General features: G+C 50.9%; 17 protein-coding genes. 9 read left to right on the top strand and 8 right to left on the bottom strand.

Annotated elements, in window-relative coordinates:
- Position 1: 1 nt before the first annotated feature.
- The 5 genes from dnaN to mutM form a co-directional block, all read right to left on the bottom strand.
- Positions 2–1,105 (bottom strand): DNA polymerase III subunit beta, encoded by a 1,104-nt coding sequence (gene dnaN / locus ABNT28_RS01410; protein ID WP_332924695.1) that lies wholly within the window; start codon positions 1,103–1,105, stop codon positions 2–4.
- Positions 1,106–1,356: 251 nt separating this feature from the next.
- Complete coding sequence (gene dnaA, locus ABNT28_RS01415) at positions 1,357–2,874, bottom strand: chromosomal replication initiator protein DnaA (protein ID WP_348720884.1); 1,518 nt, start codon at positions 2,872–2,874, stop codon at positions 1,357–1,359.
- 550 nt (positions 2,875–3,424) lie between these two features.
- On the bottom strand, positions 3,425–3,691 hold the full coding sequence (rpsT, locus tag ABNT28_RS01420) for a 30S ribosomal protein S20 (RefSeq protein WP_332923144.1): 267 nt from the start codon (positions 3,689–3,691) through the stop codon (positions 3,425–3,427).
- Between the two features lie 187 nt (positions 3,692–3,878).
- On the bottom strand, positions 3,879–4,247 hold the full coding sequence (locus ABNT28_RS01425; protein ID WP_332923145.1) for a hypothetical protein: 369 nt from the start codon (positions 4,245–4,247) through the stop codon (positions 3,879–3,881).
- A 58-nt stretch (positions 4,248–4,305) separates the two neighbouring features.
- A complete protein-coding gene (gene mutM, locus ABNT28_RS01430; RefSeq protein ID WP_348720885.1) occupies positions 4,306–5,139 on the bottom strand; it encodes a bifunctional DNA-formamidopyrimidine glycosylase/DNA-(apurinic or apyrimidinic site) lyase in 834 nt (277 codons plus the stop codon).
- 149 nt (positions 5,140–5,288) lie between these two features.
- Here mutM and ABNT28_RS01435 point away from each other — a divergent pair, with 149 nt between their 5' ends.
- The 5 genes from ABNT28_RS01435 (at position 5,289) to ABNT28_RS01455 (ending at position 10,457) form a co-directional block, all read left to right on the top strand.
- Positions 5,289–6,095, top strand: coding sequence for a class I SAM-dependent methyltransferase (locus ABNT28_RS01435; RefSeq protein WP_332923147.1), 807 nt, complete (start codon positions 5,289–5,291; stop codon positions 6,093–6,095).
- The gene (gene ubiB / locus ABNT28_RS01440; RefSeq protein ID WP_348720886.1) at positions 6,095–7,606 is read left to right on the top strand and encodes a 2-polyprenylphenol 6-hydroxylase; all 1,512 of its coding nucleotides are present in this window, start codon (positions 6,095–6,097) and stop codon (positions 7,604–7,606) included. The genes ABNT28_RS01435 and ubiB overlap by 1 nt, the downstream gene beginning before the upstream one ends.
- Positions 7,607–7,712: 106 nt before the next feature.
- The gene (gene coaBC, locus ABNT28_RS01445; protein ID WP_348720888.1) at positions 7,713–9,200 is read left to right on the top strand and encodes a bifunctional phosphopantothenoylcysteine decarboxylase/phosphopantothenate--cysteine ligase CoaBC; all 1,488 of its coding nucleotides are present in this window, start codon (positions 7,713–7,715) and stop codon (positions 9,198–9,200) included.
- Positions 9,193–9,642 (top strand): dUTP diphosphatase, encoded by a 450-nt coding sequence (gene dut, locus ABNT28_RS01450; protein WP_332923246.1) that lies wholly within the window; start codon positions 9,193–9,195, stop codon positions 9,640–9,642. Before coaBC ends, dut begins: the two co-directional genes overlap by 8 nt.
- Positions 9,643–9,683: 41 nt before the next feature.
- Entirely contained in the window at positions 9,684–10,457 is a 774-nt protein-coding gene (locus tag ABNT28_RS01455) for a HesA/MoeB/ThiF family protein (RefSeq protein ID WP_348720890.1), read from the top strand.
- A 161-nt stretch (positions 10,458–10,618) separates the two neighbouring features.
- Here the strand turns inward: ABNT28_RS01455 and ABNT28_RS01460 are convergent, their stop codons facing one another.
- A complete protein-coding gene (locus tag ABNT28_RS01460; RefSeq protein ID WP_332924731.1) occupies positions 10,619–11,605 on the bottom strand; it encodes a D-glycerate dehydrogenase in 987 nt (328 codons plus the stop codon).
- Between the two features lie 139 nt (positions 11,606–11,744).
- On the opposite strand from ABNT28_RS01460, the gene ABNT28_RS01465 reads away from it, so the two are divergent.
- Positions 11,745–12,278, top strand: a complete 534-nt coding sequence (locus tag ABNT28_RS01465; RefSeq protein WP_332924730.1) for an SH3 domain-containing protein — start codon at positions 11,745–11,747, stop codon at positions 12,276–12,278.
- Positions 12,279–12,310: 32 nt separating this feature from the next.
- Here ABNT28_RS01465 and katG read toward each other — a convergent pair whose 3' ends face one another.
- Positions 12,311–14,443, bottom strand: a complete 2,133-nt coding sequence (gene katG, locus ABNT28_RS01470) for a catalase/peroxidase HPI (RefSeq protein WP_332924729.1) — start codon at positions 14,441–14,443, stop codon at positions 12,311–12,313.
- Between the two features lie 253 nt (positions 14,444–14,696).
- Entirely contained in the window at positions 14,697–15,143 is a 447-nt protein-coding gene (gene irrA / locus ABNT28_RS01475; RefSeq protein ID WP_332924728.1) for an iron response transcriptional regulator IrrA, read from the bottom strand.
- Positions 15,144–15,425: 282 nt separating this feature from the next.
- Here irrA and fabA point away from each other — a divergent pair, with 282 nt between their 5' ends.
- The 3 genes from fabA to ABNT28_RS01490 form a co-directional block, all read left to right on the top strand.
- On the top strand, positions 15,426–15,944 hold the full coding sequence (gene fabA, locus ABNT28_RS01480) for a 3-hydroxyacyl-[acyl-carrier-protein] dehydratase FabA (protein ID WP_332924727.1): 519 nt from the start codon (positions 15,426–15,428) through the stop codon (positions 15,942–15,944).
- 1 nt (position 15,945) lies between these two features.
- Entirely contained in the window at positions 15,946–17,178 is a 1,233-nt protein-coding gene (fabB, locus tag ABNT28_RS01485) for a beta-ketoacyl-ACP synthase I (RefSeq protein ID WP_348720893.1), read from the top strand.
- 1 nt (position 17,179) lies between these two features.
- On the top strand, positions 17,180–17,982 hold an 803-nt coding region (locus ABNT28_RS01490; protein WP_348720894.1), incomplete at its 3' end, for an SDR family oxidoreductase.

Below are 17,982 nucleotides of genomic sequence, written 5' to 3' on the forward strand. Positions count from 1 at the left end.
CTCACACGCGCATTGGCATCAGCACGAACAGGCTGGCATCATCACCTGGCGTTCGCACAAGCGTTGGCGACCCCTGATCAGCAAGGGCAAATTCAACCAACTCACTATTGACCTGACCAGCAATATCCAGCAGATAGCGCGCGTTAAAACCAATTTCCATTTCATTGCCACTATAGCTGACTTCCAATTCTTCCGTCGCGCTTGACGCGTCAGTATTGCTGGCAGACAAAGTCATGACGCCTGGCCGCAAACCGATTTTAACCGATTTTGATTTTTCGGACGAGATTGTCGAAACACGGTCAACCGCCGCCGAAAAGGCGCCCACATCAACCTGCATGATCTTGTCATTATTCGTCGGGATCACCCGCGTGTAGTCCGGAAAGGTGCCATCAATCAGCTTTGTTGTCAGCCGTACCGCACCAAAGGCGAATTCAGCCCGTGTTTCCGACATCGACATCGTCACATCGCCATCATAATCATCAAGCAGTTTGCGCAATTCCCCAACAGCTTTTCGCGGCAGAATAATTGACGGCATTTGCGCCGCACCGCTTGGCAGGGTCTGTTTGGTCATTGCCAGACGGTGGCCATCTGTTGCCACGGCGCACAGATCACCAGCATCTGATTTATGCAGATAGATACCATTCAAATAATAGCGCGTTTCCTCGGTAGAAATGGCAAATTTGGTGGCATCGACCAGATCGCGGAAATCGGCAGCTGTCAGCACAAAATTAGTTGGCAGATCATTTGAACTGATGGCTGGAAAATCTTCAACGGGCAAGGTTGGAAGCCGGAAGCTAGAACGGCCCGCACTGATCATCGCATGACCATCGCCAACCGACAGTTCAACTTCTGACCCATCAGGCAGCTTTCGCACAATGTCATACAGCATATGCGCTGATATCGTTGTGGTTCCTGCTGTTGCCACTGCACAACCAACCTCGGTTGTAATATCCATATCCATGTCGGTGGCTGTTAATGACAGCTGTCCATCTTCGGCGCGCAAAACGACATTTGCCAGAATAGGTATCGTATTACGACGCTCTACAACGGATTGCACATGACCCAAAGGCCTTAGAAGACTCATACGATCAATTGCCAGTTTCATCTATTTTCTCTCATTCTGTAGCGCTTGAGCTACCATGCCCGATCAGCGGGGGACACATGCGCATAAACCGTCAATCGCTCATACGCCCTCTCATATCCAAATATAGCATGATTATAACAAACTAACACCAAAATATTGTGTTTTCAGCGATTCGGCGCGACACCCAAAAATCACCAAAACAGGATCGATTTAGGTATAAAATGAGCCGGGATAAAATGAGGCTATAGGCGGCGGATGCAGGCAGATCGCGGTTAGTTCGACAAAAGTGACCGCAATAAATCAACATCTTCGCCCAGACGCGAATCTGACAAGGTCAATGTCTCGATTGTTTTGACCGCATGCATCACCGTCGTATGGTCGCGCCCACCAAATTGGCGGCCAATTTCCGGATAGGATAAAGACGTCAGATTTTTTGTCAGATACATGGCTACCTGACGCGGGCGGGCAATGTTACGCGCCCGCCGTGCCGAGAACATTTCCGACACGCGGATGCCATAATGCGCCGCCACTTGCTTTTGAATTGAATCGACACTGATCTGGCGGCTACTGGCACGCAGAAGATCCGCCAACAGGTCAGCTGTGCTTTCGATGGTGATTTCACGCCCAACAAGCATGGCATGTGCCATGATCCGGTTCAAGGCGCCTTCCAGTTCGCGCACATTACTGACAATCTTATGCGCCAGAAATTCCAGCACCTTATCCGGAATCTGGATATGCGCATGTTCGGCCTTGGCTTGCAGAATACCAAGGCGAAGTTCGTAATCTGCCGGATGAATATCTGCCACCATGCCCCAGCCAAGCCGGCTCCGCAGACGTTCTTCCATGCCTTCAAGGTCGGTTGGCGACTTATCCGCGGAAATAATCACCTGACGGCCATCTTCGACCAATGCGTTAAAGGTATGGAAAAATTCTTCCTGCGTCGAATCCTTGCCACTGATGAACTGAACATCATCAATCATCAGCACATCAACCGAACGGAACTGTTCTTTGAAAGACATCGTGTCGCGGAACCGAAGCGCGCGCACAAAACGATACATGAATTTTTCCGCCGACAGATACATCACTTTTCGCGATGGTGTCTGCTCACGGATATGCCATGCAATAGCATGCATCAGATGTGTTTTACCAAGGCCAACACCGCCATATAGAAACAGGGGGTTAAAGGCGACTTTTTCGCTTTCAGCTGTGCGGCGCGCCACGGCAAAAGCCAATTCATTAGGCTTGCCAACAACAAAATTCGCAAAGGTGTAGCGCGGGTCAAGTCCGGCAAGCGGGTCAAGTTTTTCCGCCGCCTTACCGGTTGTGTTATCAGCTACCAATGCGCTACTTTTGGCTGTATCAGTAATCCGCGGTGGACGCTCGGCAATAGATTGAGGGCGCGCCGCAAGACGTACTTCAACACGCTTGACACCTGTAAATTCAGCTGCCGAAATAACCCGCAACCGATCAGCATACTGACTGCTTACACGATCCCGCGCTAGGCTGGAATCGGCTTCGATTATCAGCATGTTATTTTGCAGGGCACCAACTCGAAGCGGCTTGATCCAGCTGCGCCATGCGGCGTCACCCAAATCTACACGCATACGGGCTGATACTTTTTCCCAGCACGCATCAAGATCAATTTGTGTATTAGTGCTAGAGTCTAACGGCGCAAAATCACCATTTTCAAAATTGGGGTTCGGTTCAATCTCATCTGTGACGTGCTGATCTGTGACGTGCGGCACAAATACATGTGGGGTTGGAGGATCATTAAGATTATCACTCGACATGTATCACCCCCATATATGCTGTGGTCGCACTTGATTGTGGACAGACCGCAGACTGTAACTAGCCAAACCTGTATTATGTAACAGCAAACAGTCTTTGAAATGCTCATAACTGAGCCTGATGACATTAGCTAAAATTAGGGCGGGATGGCAAGACAGCCAAACCCCGAAATGGCAAAATAAAGTTGTGTTTTGCGCAGTTATTTTTGTTGACAGACTTTCGTCTCAACAAGGTCACCATTTGACTAAAATTGTGAACTATCAAGCACCGAATCGCAAGAATCGGATATTATGCTTTGCTATCTAGATCCCTTATGGGGTCGCGTCGAAATATGGCTCTTTCTTACGAACGCTTCATTCTGCCCTGCTATATGTCGATTCCAAAAATAAAAGCCCACCGCATGATGCTGTGGACTTTATCTTGACCAGTAAGGCCTTATATCGATAGTAAAGCGCCTGAATGACATGATGACAGCCTGTTTATAGTTAACACTGGCTATCGACCATCATCTTTACCAGCCATACCTCAGGTCACCCCACGGTGCTAGGCAAGCTAGGCGGCAAGCGCCTTGACGCGGGCGGCCAAGCGCGAAATCTTGCGCGAAGCTGTATTGCGATGCACAACACCACGGGTAACGCCACGCTGGATTTCCGGCTGGGCAACACGAAGTGCTTCACGGGCAACCGTGGCATCACCAGATGCGATGGCTGTTTCGACTTTTTTCACAAATGTGCGGATACGGCTCATGCGGGCACCATTAATGAGTGCACGGTTGGCATTTCTGCGGATACGCTTTTTCGCTGACTTATGATTTGCCATTCAAAATGACCCTCAATTTCAAAAATTTCGTTGCGGACAGTGCTATAGGCGACTTTTGCCCTCCACGTCAAGCAAATTTGGCTGATTATTAAGACTGCGGGCGGGTGTGGCCAGTGGCACTCCTGTCCCAGACACATTTTTCAGTCTGTTGCTGTCTGCTTTACACAGCTTGATTCTGCATCATGGTCTAGCGGGGCTGAACCATCAAACGCCAGACGATCCCGAAACTGGTGTCAGCGCGCGTCAAGCTAATCATTTCACTGCCCCGATACCAGCTTTCATTTTGCCTAGCCCAGCCAAGTGCCTCTAACGCCTCATCATAAAAGCCCTTTACCTTCGCCGCATCCGCAGTGCTGGTAGCAAAAATGCCGATAATCCGGCCATTTGGCGAATCAAAGCTGAACCCCAGATCGACAACAATATCCAGCTCTTCCATGATCGGCACGTCGCTGACCCATCGTGTCTCAGCCTGTGCTGGCACCACAGCCACCATTATCAATGTCGATAATGCCAGCATAAACGCTACGATGTTTTTTCCGATATAACGCTGTTTCATAAATACCTGCTATCCGTTTGGCTTGATGACGCACTTTACGCGATCTAGCCAGATAAGCCTAGCGTTGACATGAAGAACAATAAAAACTGCTGCGCCCAGATTGTACAATCGTGCGAATCGGCGTTGCACAGGTCACACAGGGTAATCCGGCGCGCCCATATACCGATAGTTGTTGAACAAAATAGCCAATTTCACCACCAGGCTGAACATGGTCGCGCAGGCTGGTGCCGCCCTCGGCAATCGCCGCCCGCAGCACCGTCACGATTGCATGCACCAGCTTTTCGGCACGCCCCGCGGTAATCGATCCGGCGCGCCGACGCGGCGATATACCTGCTTTGAACAACGCTTCACAGGCATATATATTGCCAATACCCGCAATCAGACGCTGATCTAGCAAGGCGTTTTTGACAGGGCTTTTTCGGTTCGCAAATACCGTTTGCATATGCGCTGCCGAAAAACCATTCCCCAATGGTTCCGGCCCCATATCCCGTAGCAATTTATGCGTGGCCATATCATCTGCGGCGAACAGATCAACCCACCCAAAACGGCGTGGGTCATTCAGCACGATATAGCGATGTCCCCCGTCAGCAGCATCAACCGTCACCATGATATGGTCATGGCGGGTTAACTCTGGTTTGGCTTCATGAATTCTTATTGATCCGGACATGCCCAGATGAATCAGCAAAATCTGTCCATCATCGGTTGGCATAAGCACATATTTACCGCGCCGCATGGGGGCGGCAAAATGACGGCCAAGAAGCTGGCTATCCAGCGCCTCGGGAAGCGGCCACCGCAAATCCTTGCGGCCTACGAACACGTCGGTAACCTGTTGTCCGGTAACCACCGGGGCAAGCGCGCGTCTTACGGTTTCTACTTCGGGCAATTCAGGCATATTGTCGCGTTCCTAATCTTGATATAATTGTTGCATTCGAAAGCTGGTACCTCATGCTATATATACTAAATGTCTATATTAACAGCGCGCCGACCAAAGCATCTAGCAACCGGCAACCGATAGCATAATGAATAGGATGAAAACATAGCATGACACGTGATGACGCTCACAATCCCGATCATGACACCGATCACATCACACATAATCTCGATTCGGATGCTGACAGCATTGATTTTGGTTTCCGTCAGGTAAACCGCGCTGACAAGGCCGGAATGGTGCGCGATGTCTTTGATTCGGTGGCCAACCGCTATGATCTCATGAATGATCTGATGAGCGGGGGGGTGCATCGTCTCTGGAAAGCGGCGATGATCGACTGGATGGCACCACAACCGCATCAGACCTTGATCGATCTGGCAGGCGGTACAGGCGATATTGGTCAGCGCTTTTTGCGTGCTGGTGGTGGTTTTGCTCATATCACCGACATAAATGAATCAATGTTAATGGCGGGCAAAAAGCGCCGCGATCTGCAAGCGCTGGCCAGCCAGATGAACTGGTGCAATGCCAATGCCGAACAATTGCCTTTTGCCGATAAAAGTGCTGATTTCGTGACCATTGCCTTTGGGTTGCGCAATGTCACTGACCGCCCTGCCGCATTGGCCGAAGCGCATCGCGTGCTCAAAGCTGGCGGTCGTTTTCTGTGTCTTGAATTTTCACAGGTTGATAACGCTGTCTTGCAACGGCTTTACGACGCGTGGTCATTTTCTATTTTGCCCACTATGGGGCAGATGGTAGCAGGTGACGCCGATAGCTATCGCTATCTTGTCGAATCAATAAGACAGTTTCCCCCCAAGGAAGTTCTTGCCGATATGTTTGCCGATGCTGGGTTTGCCCAGATACGGATACGAAGCATGACAGGTAATATCGCCTGTATTCATTCTGGCTGGAAGATGGATTGATGCAGATAGGGTTTCTGTCGATGCTACGCGCGCTATTCCGGCTTCCCCATATTGGCTGGCATCTTGGTCGGGCAGGGGTATTGGGTCATATCGCCCGCATAACCCTATTGCCAGGCTGGCTAAGGCGTATTTGCACCGTGCTTGACCGGGTGGTGCGCTCGCAAAATGCAACGCGTGACGCTGGAACTGCCCTTGCCGAAGCCTTAACTAGGCTAGGGCCAGGCTTTATCAAATTTGGACAGGCTCTTTCTACCCGCGCCGATCTGATGGGGCCTGAAATGACCTATGCCCTCAGCTTGCTTCAGGATCGATTGCCGCCTTTTTCGGGTCGCCTTGCGCAACAGTCAATTGAACGCGAAACGGGCCAGTCGCTTGATGATATTTTCACCAGCTTTGACAAGGAAGCTGTCGCTGCCGCCTCGATTGCTCAGGTGCATAAAGCTGTTTTGCGCGATGGCCGTGCGGTGGCTGTCAAATTGCTTCGCCCTGATATCGAACGGCAGATGCGCGCTGACACCTCATTGTTTTTCTCGCTGGCTTTGATTCTGCAATGGCTGGCACCTGGCCTTGAACGCCTAAAGCTGGTTACCGCCGTCGAACAATTTGTTCAGCTTTCGGATATGGAACTTGATCTGCGCCTTGAAGCTGCCGCGGCCGGACGCTTGGCTGATAATCTGGCTGATGATGACGGCATTTATGTGCCATGGGTTGATCTTGAACGTTCGACCGCGCGCATGCTGATTATTGAATGGATTGACGGTATCCGCATCGATAACATCCCCGTGCTTGAAGCTGCCGGACATGACATCACCAAACTGACCGAATATGCCGCGACCAGTTTTTTCAATCAGGTATTCCGTGATGGCTATTTCCACGCCGACATGCACCCTGGCAATATCTTTGTCGGGGCTGATGGACGGCTGGTGCCGATTGATTTTGGCATCATGGGGCATCTTGGTTTCAGCGACCGTATGTTTCTGGCACGTTTGTTAAATGCCATGCTTGATCGGGATTACGATCTTGTTGCCAAATTGCATTTTGATGCAGGCATGCTTGATGATTCCATATCACTTCATCATTTTTCGCAATCGATCCGCGCTGTCGCCGATCCGATTATGGGCAAGGCGCTAGGCGACGTATCCTTGGGCACCGTTCTGGGGCAGATATTACAATTATCGACGCGCTTTGACATTGCGATCCAGCCGCAATTCAACCTGTTGCAAAAAACCATGATGATGGCCGAAGGCGTCGCGCGCCAACTCAATCCGAATGCCGATATGTGGGCTTTGTCACGACCCCTTGCTGCCAACTGGATGCAGGGACAGGCTGGCCTTGCCAAACGCGCCGAACAATTCCTCGAAGACGCCATGCTGGTCGCCTCACGCCTCCCCAGAATCATACAGGATCTTGAACAACGCCAGAATCAGCCGCCAATAGTCAAAGCCCCACGCTGGCCAGGTATCGTGGCATTGCTTGCGCTGGCTTTGGCCATCGGCGCTGTATGGCATTAATAGCACATTTCACATATTTCACAAAAAACAGTCTCATTTCATATTTCTTCACAAATTCACAAACATGTGATATAGCTGTGAATAATGTTAATTTTGTGAAAAAACCATGGATGTTCAAAAAGTCATAGATCAGCTAGGCGGGCGACATGCGTTGCAGTCATTGCTTGGCGTTGGTCCAAGTGCGATCAGCAATTATATCACCCGTGGCTGTTTCCCAAGGCGTGTTCAAAGCATCATCGATACAGCGTTACAGGATACCCCCCATCACAACCAACTTCACAACCCAAATGCCAACAGCACCAGCAGCACGACGCTAACCCCCCCCAGAATAATCCACCCCACGCATGGTAAACGGATTGCGCTGATTATCGGCGGCGGAATCGCTGCCTATAAAGCGCTCGAACTGACCCGCCGCCTGCAGGATCATGGCTTTCATATCACCGGCATCATGACCAAATCGGCTCAGCAATTTATCACCCCGCTCAGCCTGTCTGCTTTGTCAGGCGAAAAGGTCTATACCGACCTATTTTCGCTCACCGACGAAGCTGAAATGGGACATATTCGCCTTGCCCGCGAAACCGATCTTGTGCTTGTCGTGCCTGCCACCGCCAATCTCATGGCACGAGCTGCCAACGGCATTGCTGATGATCTGGCATCGACCATTCTGCTGGCAACAACAGCACCTGTCATGATGGCACCAGCGATGAATCCAGCGATGTGGTCACATCCAGCAACGCAGGATAATCTGGCGCGCCTGCAAAGCCGAGGCGTGCATATTATTGGTCCTGATAGCGGCGATACAGCGTGCGGCGAAGACGGCGAAGGGCGACTAACATCACCACAGGATATTGTCGCGCATGTGCGGGCGCGACTGGAACCAGACAGATCATCACTCGCTCTATCGGGCAAACATGCCCTTGTGACCTCGGGGCCTACAATCGAGCCAATCGATTCGGTGCGCTTTATCGCCAATCATTCCTCTGGCAAGCAAGGCCATGCGATTGCCGCCGCACTTGCCAGCCACGGGGCAACTGTCACCTTGGTCAATGGACCTGTCACCATCGATCCGCCCACTGGGGTAAAGCTGGTCAGCGTTGAAACCGCCCAAGAAATGCATGATGCCTGTATGGCCGCTTTACCTGCCGATATTGCCGTTTGTGCTGCCGCCGTAGCTGACTGGCGTGCCCAAGCGCCAAAAAATCATAAAATCAAAAAACAGGCTGCTGATAGCATGACGCTTAATCTGGTCAAAAATCCCGATATTCTGGCCGCATTGGGTACCCATGAACAGCGGCCAACCTTACTTGTTGGCTTTGCCGCCGAAACCGAAAATCTCGAAGCCAACGCCCAGCAAAAGCGCATCGCCAAAAATTGTGACTGGATTATCGGCAATCTGGTGGCCGTATCATCTGGTACGAACACATCCGACAATCTTGTTTTCGGGCATGACAAAAACACGATTATGCTGGTGCGTGATGGCACCAGTGAAGCATGGCCAAAAATGCGCAAGACCGAGATTGCCGATAAACTTGTTGCAGCTATGATTATGACACTGAATGAAACAGTTGCGGATAAGGAACCTGCCAATGTCTAGCCTGTCTCTTGATATATGCCGTCTGCCGCATGCCAAGGATATACCGCTTCCTGCCTATGCCAGCGATGGCGCAGCTGGTCTTGATCTATGCGCGGCGAATGACACTCCTATCCGGCTTGAATCCGGTGATCGGGTGCTTGTGCCAACGGGCTTTGCCATCAAGCTTCCAGCCTTGCATGAAGCGCAAATTCGCCCGCGCTCCGGACTTGCCGCCAAACATGGGGTTACGGTCGCCAATGCGCCTGGCACAATCGACAGTGACTATCGCGGGGAAATCAAAATCATTTTGATAAATCTGGGATCGGATGCTTTTATCATTGAACGCGGGATGCGGATCGCGCAGATGGTGATCGCGCCGGTCATACAAAGCCAACTCCGCGAAGTTGACAGCCTTGATACCACGTCGCGCGGCGCAGATGGCTTTGGCTCGACAGGAACATGATACATAAACATCATACACAAACATAAAACAGGGACATGATTATGCTGAATGACGCCGATCTGGAACGCTATGCGCGCCAGGTCATTATGCCGGACATTGATGAACAGGGACAACACAAGCTGGCCGCGGCAAAGGTGTTGGTCATTGGTGCTGGCGGACTAGGCGCACCTGTCATTCTATATCTTGCCGCCGCTGGCGTTGGTAATATCACCATTCTTGATGATGATAATGTCGCCTTGACCGATCTTAACCGGCAAATCATTTATACGATGCCCGACATCGGTGCCAGCAAATCCCGTCAGGCCGCCACTGCCGTCACTAGGCTCAACCCTGCCATCACAGCAACATATCTTGATGCGCGTCTCACCTCGGATAATGCCGAAACATTGATCCGCGCGCATGACATTATTGTCGATTGTTCGGATAATCCCGAAACACGCCAGCTTGCTGGTACAAGCTGTCATCATTTGAAACGGCCATTGGTGTTTGGTGGAGCGATACAGCTTGAAGGTCAGCTATCGGTGTTCCAAAGCAGTATCGCAGGCCATACCGACACGCCGTGCTTTTGTTGTGTATTTCCGGCGATGCCTGATGCAAAGCAAGCACCCCGATGTTCACAGGTAGGCATTCTGGGGCCGGTTACTGGCGTCATTGGTGCGATGCAAGCGCTCGAAACGATTAAATTATGCCTTGAGCTTGGCACAAATCTGACAGGAAAGCTGGTTTTATTTGATGGCCGTGACATGCGGACGATGGAAATCGCGACATCCAAAAACCCGGACTGCCCCTGTTGTGGACAAGCATCATCCGATTGAAGTGAAACGAAAATCGAAAGATGATCGCGGCATAATATAAGCATCATCCGATTGAAGTGAAACGAAAATCGAAAGATGATCGCGGCATAATAAAAGAATCAAGCATCATCCAATCAAGCGTAGCGCAGATTGAAAAGATGATCACACTAAAAACCAATGATCTAGAGCATCGCCTCAATCACACGATCTGGCGGTGAATGCCCATCCCAGAATGTCTGCACATTGATGATAACCTTATCGCCCATTTCAAGGCGTCCTTCGATTGTCGCTGATCCGATATGCGGCAAAAGCACAACATTTTTTAGCGCGCGCAAGGTGTCGGGGATATGCGGTTCATCGGCATACACATCAAGTCCGGCACCTGCAATATGGCGCGCATCCAGCAATTCGGCCAGCGCTTGTTCATCGACCACTTCCCCACGCGACGCGTTGACAAGATAGGCCGATGGTTGCATCCGGCTCAGACGTTCCCGCGATAACAACATATGCGTTGCTGGCGTATGCGGGCAATTGACCGAAACAATATCGACCCGCGACAGCATCTGATCCAGCGATTCCCAATATGTTGCTTCTAATTCGGCTTCGGTTTCGGGATGCACGGCCTTGCGATTATGGTAATGGATAGACAGGCCAAACCCACGGGCGCGCCGCGCTACCGCTTCACCAATCCGGCCCATGCCAATAATACCAAGCCGTTTGCCATTAATCCGGTGTCCAAGCATACCCGTTGGAGACCAGCCATGCCATTTACCAGATCGTGCCAGCGCATCGCCTTCGGCAATCCGGCGCGGCACTGCTAAAATCAATGCCATCACCATATCGGCCGTATCTTCGGTCAACACACCTGGCGTATTCGTAACCGTTATGCCTCGTGACTTTGCTGCCGCCAGATCGATATGGTCAACGCCAGTGCCAAAGGATGCGATCAGACGGAGCTGTTCGCCTGCATAGGCAATCAGATCAGCATCAATTTTATCCGTAACTGTTGGCACCAGCACATCGGCGGTTTTTACCGCTTCAATCAGCGCATCATGACTCAGCGCGACATCGATTTCATTTAACGTCGTGTCGAATAATTCCCGCATACGGGTTTCAATCGAATCAGGTAACTTGCGGGTCAAAACAACTTTTGGTTTCTTTTGACTCATTTTAAACCCTCTGGCACAGCGCTGGTAATCGCGTGGTTGGTAACATAAATAAACTGGTCTAATATTATTTAGACGCCGTAGCCCAATCTTTGTGCTATTGGCATCATATATCAACCTAAACTACCAGAACTATTGGTACATGACAAAACTTCTTGTTCACCTCCCCATACTTTGTGTTCTCATGCTGACTGGCATACTCGGGCTGACTACGCCTGTAACTTCAGCCACTGCACAAGACGCCAAACTTACGGTACGCGGCAGCGGCCTGCCTGTGCCCCGTTTCGTGACGTTGAAATTTGGCAAAGTCAATTTACGCGCCGGGCCTGGCAGTGAATATCCCGTATTATGGCAATATCGGCGCATTGGCCTGCCTGTACTTGTCGATGCCGAATTTGGTGTTTGGCGCAAAGTTGTCGATCATGACGGCACATCCGGATGGATGCGGGGATCACTGTTATCGCTCAAACGCAAAGCTTTTGTCACCAAGGGCGTTATCAAAATACGCGCACAGGACAACCAAGAGGCACGCGTCATCGCTGTTGCCGAACGCGGTGCGCTTCTCAATCTTGAAACATGTCCGAAACAATGGTGCCGTGTTGCGCATGGCGACATTAACGGCTGGGTGCCCCGCGAAACAATCTGGGGCATAATGGACGGCGAAGTCATCGACTAGGCCGTCCATAATATAATGTTACATCCGGCTATCTAGGCCAGATCAAAACGGTCGTTATTCATCACCTTTTCCCAGGTCGCGATAAAGTCAGCTACAAAACTGTTATCGGCATCATCCGATGCATAGACCTCGGCAAGCGCACGAAGCTGGGAATTAGACCCAAAGACCAGATCAACGCGTGACGCTGTTCTAACCTTTGCGCCTGTCGCACGGTCGGTGGCTTCATAGCTATTGCTACCTGTTGGCTTCCATTCAACACCCATATCAAGCAATGTCTTGAAAAAGTCATTGGTCAATGTGCCTGGTGTTTCGGTGAACACGCCATGTCCGTTTGCACTGATACCCAAAGCACGCATCCCGCCAACAAGCACGGTCATTTCCGGTGCTGTCAGCCCCAGCAGATGCGCTTTATCAAGCAACATTTCTTCTGGACTGAACGCATAGTCGGTTTTTTGGTAGTTACGGAATCCATCAGCATCAGGTTCCAATACCGAAAATGACTCGACATCGGTTTGTTCCTGCGAAGCGTCCCCGCGACCTGGCATAAAGCCAACCTTTGCGCCAGATGCCTGCTCAATACCGACATTACCTGCCAGCACAATCACATCTGCAACCGAAGCGCCTGTATCTGCCGCGATCCCTGACAATACATCCAGAACACGGCCAAGCTGGTCTGGCTTGTTAACCTCCCAGTCTTTTTGCGGTGCCAGACGAATGCGGGCACCATTGGCACCACCACGCATATCAGACCCGCGATAGCTAGAGGCACTTGCCCAGGCGGTTTCAACCATTTCCTGAACGCTCAGTCCGCTATCCGCGATACGTGCTTTGACTGCGGCAACATCATAATCACTGTTGCCAGCTGGAACCGGGTCCTGCCAGATCAGCTCTTCTTCAGGCACTTCCGGCCCCATATAGCGGGTGCGCGGACCCATATCACGATGCAGCAATTTGAACCATGCACGGGCAAAAGCATCGGCAAACTCATCAGGGTTTTTATGGAACCGCTCAGATATTTTGCGATAGCTTGGATCTTCGCGCATCGCCATATCGGCTGTTGTCATCATCGTTGGCACACGCACCGAAGAATCCTCGGCGTCCGGTGCCATATCTTCTTGCTTCTGGTCGATCGCATGCCAGATATGTGCGCCAGCCGGACTTTTCACCAGCTTCCATTCATAATTAAGCAGAAGATCGAAATAGCCATTATCCCACTGTGTCGGATTTGCTGTCCAGGCGCCTTCAATGCCACTGGTGATCGTGTCACGGCCTTTGCCTTTGCCATGCGCATTTTTCCAGCCAAAGCCCATCTCTTCGAGAGGGGCACCTTCTGGCTCAACCCCAACAAGGGCAGCATCACCAGCACCATGCGCTTTACCGAACGTATGTCCACCTGCGGTCAAAGCTACCGTTTCTTCGTCATTCATCGCCATACGGCCAAATGTTTCACGAATATCACGGGCACTTGCCAGCGGATCAGGATTGCCATCAGGCCCTTCCGGGTTCACATAGATCAGTCCCATCTGTACCGCCGCTAGCGGGGTTGCCAGTTCGCGGTCACCTGCATAGCGATTATTCGCCAGCCAGTCTGTTTCAAGACCCCAATAGATATCTTCTTCTGGTGCCCAAATATCTGGACGCCCGCCACTATAGCCAAACGTCTTGCCACCCATTGACTCAATGGCAACATTACCTGCCAGAATCAAAAGGTCGGCCCAGCTGATCTGCTTGCCATATTTCTGTTTGATCGGCCATAACAGGCGGCGCGCTTTATCAAGGTTGCCATTATCCGGCCAGCTATTAAGCGGGGCAAAACGCTGTGCGCCTGTACCGCCACCACCACGACCATCACCTGTTCTATAGGTGCCCGCTGCGTGCCACGTCATACGGATAAAGAACGGGCCATAATGACCATAATCGGCTGGCCACCAATCCTGAGAATCAGTCATCAAATCATTCAGGTCTTTTTTCAACGCGGTGAAATCAAGCTTTTTGAATTCATCGGCATAATTGAAATCTGACCCCATCGGATTGGACGCCGCTGAATGCTGATGCAAAATACTGAGATTAAGCGCCTTTGGCCACCAGTCGCGGTTAGATGTACCGCCAGCTGTCGCGTTTGATTGAGGTGCGTGCATTACCGGGCATTTGCTTTCGCCGTCCATTTGTCTCTCCGATCAAGTTGGTTTAGTGCGTAATAATAAGTGATAATCGAACCAAGGAAACAGACTCCTATACAGATCGCAGATCATCACGTGTCATTTCTTTAGAACGATTACAAAAAAGATATGAGGCCAGACCAACAAGGTCAAGCCTGTTTAGAACGAATATAAATAAACGCCATATCTGACGGTGTAAACGCATTGGCTTTCATATGTGAGGGCTTAATTTAGAAATCTTTATTTACGGTATTTATCTTTATTTGGCAGTAATACTGATAACCACATCAACAGATGATATTTCATGGCCATCCGGCGCTTTTGGCAAATGTGCCAATATCACGTCATCCGACGCAATATCGGTCAATTTGTCATTATCGGCATCATAGAAATGATGATGATGGTCAACATTCGTGTCAAAAATGCTGTGTTCATTATGCAGGGTGATCCGCCGCAATAATCCCGCATCGGTAAATTGGTTCAGCGTGTTGTAAACAGTACCTCCGGCAACATGCATGCCGGTCTTCGCAATTTCGGCAGTCAGCTGTTCGGGTGAAACATGCCGATGACGACCATCAAGCAACAAAGCGGCGATCGCAATGCGCTGGCGTGTCGGGCGCAACCCCGCCGCGCGCAGTTGATCCGCTAGCTTCTGTTCGTTTGCAGCTAACGGACGCGCTAGCGGATTTGGATTTTTTTCAACCATTTGAACTGAAAATGACCGCTCCTAAATATTTTGTCAATATTACCTTGGCTTTGGTGCTGATTTCGTGCTTTCTTAGGCCTTGATAACAAGGGTATATCTAGGTTTGTTTAGGTCTTTGAAATTAGGTTGAAACATAAATTTTGCAATATTTTGCAGGAGTTTAGTCCAATTACATGGCGTGAAAATGCTATCGGGCGTGACTGGCGAACGGGATGGTTTCTATCAGTTTTGATAAAAGGCCAGCATTGATAAGAGGCCAGTCTTGATAAGAGGAAAGTTAACATGTCACCAAGCAATCAGAATTCATTCACCTATGACGAGCTTATAAGCTGTGCAAAAGGCGAAATGTTCGGGCCGGGCAATCCGCAATTGCCACTGCCGCCGATGCTGATGTGTGATCGGATTACAAATATTGATGCCGATGGGGGTGATTTTGGCAAAGGCCAAATTGATGCCGAATTCGACATCAACCCTGATTTATGGTTTTTTCCCTGTCATTTTGAGGGCGATCCGGTAATGCCGGGTTGTCTTGGCATGGATGCCTTATGGCAACTTGTTGGCTTTTTCTTGGGCTGGTCAGGTGGGCTTGGCCGTGGCCGCGCTTTATCGGTTGGCGAAGTCAAATTCACCGGCCAGATTTTGCCAAGCAATAAACTGGTAACATTCCGTCTTGATATGAAGCGTGTCATTATGCGCCGTCTTGTCATGGGCATCGCCGATGGTAAAGTGCTGTGCGATGGCGAGGTCGTTTTTGAAGCCAATGACATCAGAGTTGGATTATTCCAACCAGAAGGAGCCTAATATGCGTCGCGTCGCGATCACCGGAATTGGCATTGTATCATCGATTGGCAATAATGTTGCCGAAGTTACCGAATCTTTGCGTGCCGGCACATCAGGCATCGTCGCCGCGCCTGAATATACCGAACTTGGCTTTCGCAGTCAGGTTCATGGCACCGTCAAGATGGATGTTACCGAACATATTGACCGCAAGCAGATGCGCTTTATGGGCGAGGGCGCAGCCTATGCTGTGCTGGCTATGGAACAGGCTATTGCCGATTCTGGCCTTGGCGAAGATGATGTATCAAACCCGCGCACGGGTCTGATTGCAGGTTCAGGTGGGCCTTCAACGGCCAACATGCTGACGGCCTTTGATACGACACGTGAAAAAAGCCCAAAGCGCGTAGGCCCCTATATGGTACCACGTTGCATGTCATCTACCGTATCGGCCTGTATCGCGACCTTTTTCAAAATCAAGGGACTGAACTATTCGATCACCTCGGCTTGTTCAACCTCGGCACATTGCATCACGTCGGGCGCCGATGCGATCCGTAGCGGCAGTCAGGATATTGTGTTTGCTGGGGGCGGTGAAGAATTGCACTGGACTTTGTCCGTATTGTTTGACGCCATGGGGGCGATGTCATCAAAATATAATGAGGCGCCGGAAAAAGCATCACGTGCCTATGACGCCGACCGTGATGGTTTTGTCATTGCTGGCGGCGGCGGCATGATTGTGCTTGAAGACATGGATCGCGCTGTTGCACGTGGTGCCAAAATCTATGCTGAACTTGTTGGCTATGGTGCCAATTCGGATGGTCATGACATGGTCGCACCATCAGGCGAAGGCGCGGTGCGTTGTATGCAACTTGCCCTTGACGGGTTTGACGGCAACAAGCTTGATGACAAGGTTGATTATATCAATGCGCATGGCACCTCAACGCCTGTTGGCGATGCCAAGGAACTTGATGCTGTGCGTGAGGTCTTTGGCCCGCGCGGCTATCTCCCTGTGGTCACTTCAACAAAATCACTGACGGGGCATTCGCTAGGTGCCACTGGCGTACAAGAAGCCATCTATACAATGATTATGATGCAGAACGGCTTTATCGCCGCCTCGGCCAACATCGACAATCCCGATCCAGCCATAGGTGATATTCCGGTGCCTTCAAAACGCATAGACGATGTTGACATCAAGCTGGCTTTGTCGAATTCATTCGGCTTTGGTGGTACCAACGCGACCTTGGCTTTGCGGAAAGTCTGACATGAGTGATACAGCCGATATAGCGACAATGGCACCTGGATCACTTCTGGCTGGCAAACGCGGCCTTATCATGGGTGTTGCCAATGAACGCTCGATTGCATGGGGCATTGCTGCTGCGGCTGCCAATCAAGGTGCCGAACTGGCCTTTTCCTATCAGATGGAGGGGTTTGGCAAACGCTTGCGTCCACTTGCCGAATCCATTGGTTCCGATCTATTGCTTGAATGTGATGTGGCGCATGAAGGTGCCGTCGCGTCATGTTTTGAAAGCTTGTCAAAAACATGGTCATCGATTGATTTCGTCGTTCATGCGCTTGCCTTTTCTGACAAGAGTGAACTCAAAGGCCGCTATATGGATACCAGCCGGCAGAATTTTGCCGACACGATGATGGTATCCGCCTTTTCCTTTACCGAAGCGGCACGGGCCGCGCGTCATATGATGCCCTCTGGCGGATCATTGGTCACCTTGAGCTATATCGGTGCCCAGCGTATCACTCCGAACTATAATGTCATGGGGGTTGCCAAGGCCGCGCTGGAAAGCTCGGTTCGCTATCTGGCGGTTGATCTTGGCGGCCAGAATATCCGCGTCAACGGCCTATCTGCTGGGCCCATGAAAACACTGGCAGGTGCCGCAATCACGGGCGCGCGCCATATCTATCGTCATTCCGAAGACAATGCGCCGCTTGGCCGTAATCCCGACATCCATGAAGTTGGCCGATCTGGTCTATATCTGGTATCTGACCTGTCATCTGGCGTTACTGGCGAGATCCATTATGTCGATGGCGGTTTCAATCATGTTGGCGTGCC

Origin of the sequence: uncultured Candidatus Puniceispirillum sp. (assembly GCF_963979125.1) — a bacterium.
Taxonomy (GTDB): domain Bacteria; phylum Pseudomonadota; class Alphaproteobacteria; order Puniceispirillales; family Puniceispirillaceae; genus Puniceispirillum.

Coding starts and splice junctions, on each gene's coding strand:
- dnaN (WP_332924695.1), bottom strand. CDS start 1,105: ATGAAACTGGCAATTGATCGTATGAGTCTTCTAAGGCCTTTGGGTCAT.
- dnaA (WP_348720884.1), bottom strand. CDS start 2,874: ATGTCGAGTGATAATCTTAATGATCCTCCAACCCCACATGTATTTGTG.
- rpsT (WP_332923144.1), bottom strand. CDS start 3,691: ATGGCAAATCATAAGTCAGCGAAAAAGCGTATCCGCAGAAATGCCAAC.
- ABNT28_RS01425 (WP_332923145.1), bottom strand. CDS start 4,247: ATGAAACAGCGTTATATCGGAAAAAACATCGTAGCGTTTATGCTGGCA.
- mutM (WP_348720885.1), bottom strand. CDS start 5,139: ATGCCTGAATTGCCCGAAGTAGAAACCGTAAGACGCGCGCTTGCCCCG.
- ABNT28_RS01435 (WP_332923147.1), top strand. CDS start 5,289: ATGACACGTGATGACGCTCACAATCCCGATCATGACACCGATCACATC.
- ubiB (WP_348720886.1), top strand. CDS start 6,095: ATGCAGATAGGGTTTCTGTCGATGCTACGCGCGCTATTCCGGCTTCCC.
- coaBC (WP_348720888.1), top strand. CDS start 7,713: ATGGATGTTCAAAAAGTCATAGATCAGCTAGGCGGGCGACATGCGTTG.
- dut (WP_332923246.1), top strand. CDS start 9,193: ATGTCTAGCCTGTCTCTTGATATATGCCGTCTGCCGCATGCCAAGGAT.
- ABNT28_RS01455 (WP_348720890.1), top strand. CDS start 9,684: ATGCTGAATGACGCCGATCTGGAACGCTATGCGCGCCAGGTCATTATG.
- ABNT28_RS01460 (WP_332924731.1), bottom strand. CDS start 11,605: ATGAGTCAAAAGAAACCAAAAGTTGTTTTGACCCGCAAGTTACCTGAT.
- ABNT28_RS01465 (WP_332924730.1), top strand. CDS start 11,745: ATGACAAAACTTCTTGTTCACCTCCCCATACTTTGTGTTCTCATGCTG.
- katG (WP_332924729.1), bottom strand. CDS start 14,443: ATGGACGGCGAAAGCAAATGCCCGGTAATGCACGCACCTCAATCAAAC.
- irrA (WP_332924728.1), bottom strand. CDS start 15,143: ATGGTTGAAAAAAATCCAAATCCGCTAGCGCGTCCGTTAGCTGCAAAC.
- fabA (WP_332924727.1), top strand. CDS start 15,426: ATGTCACCAAGCAATCAGAATTCATTCACCTATGACGAGCTTATAAGC.
- fabB (WP_348720893.1), top strand. CDS start 15,946: ATGCGTCGCGTCGCGATCACCGGAATTGGCATTGTATCATCGATTGGC.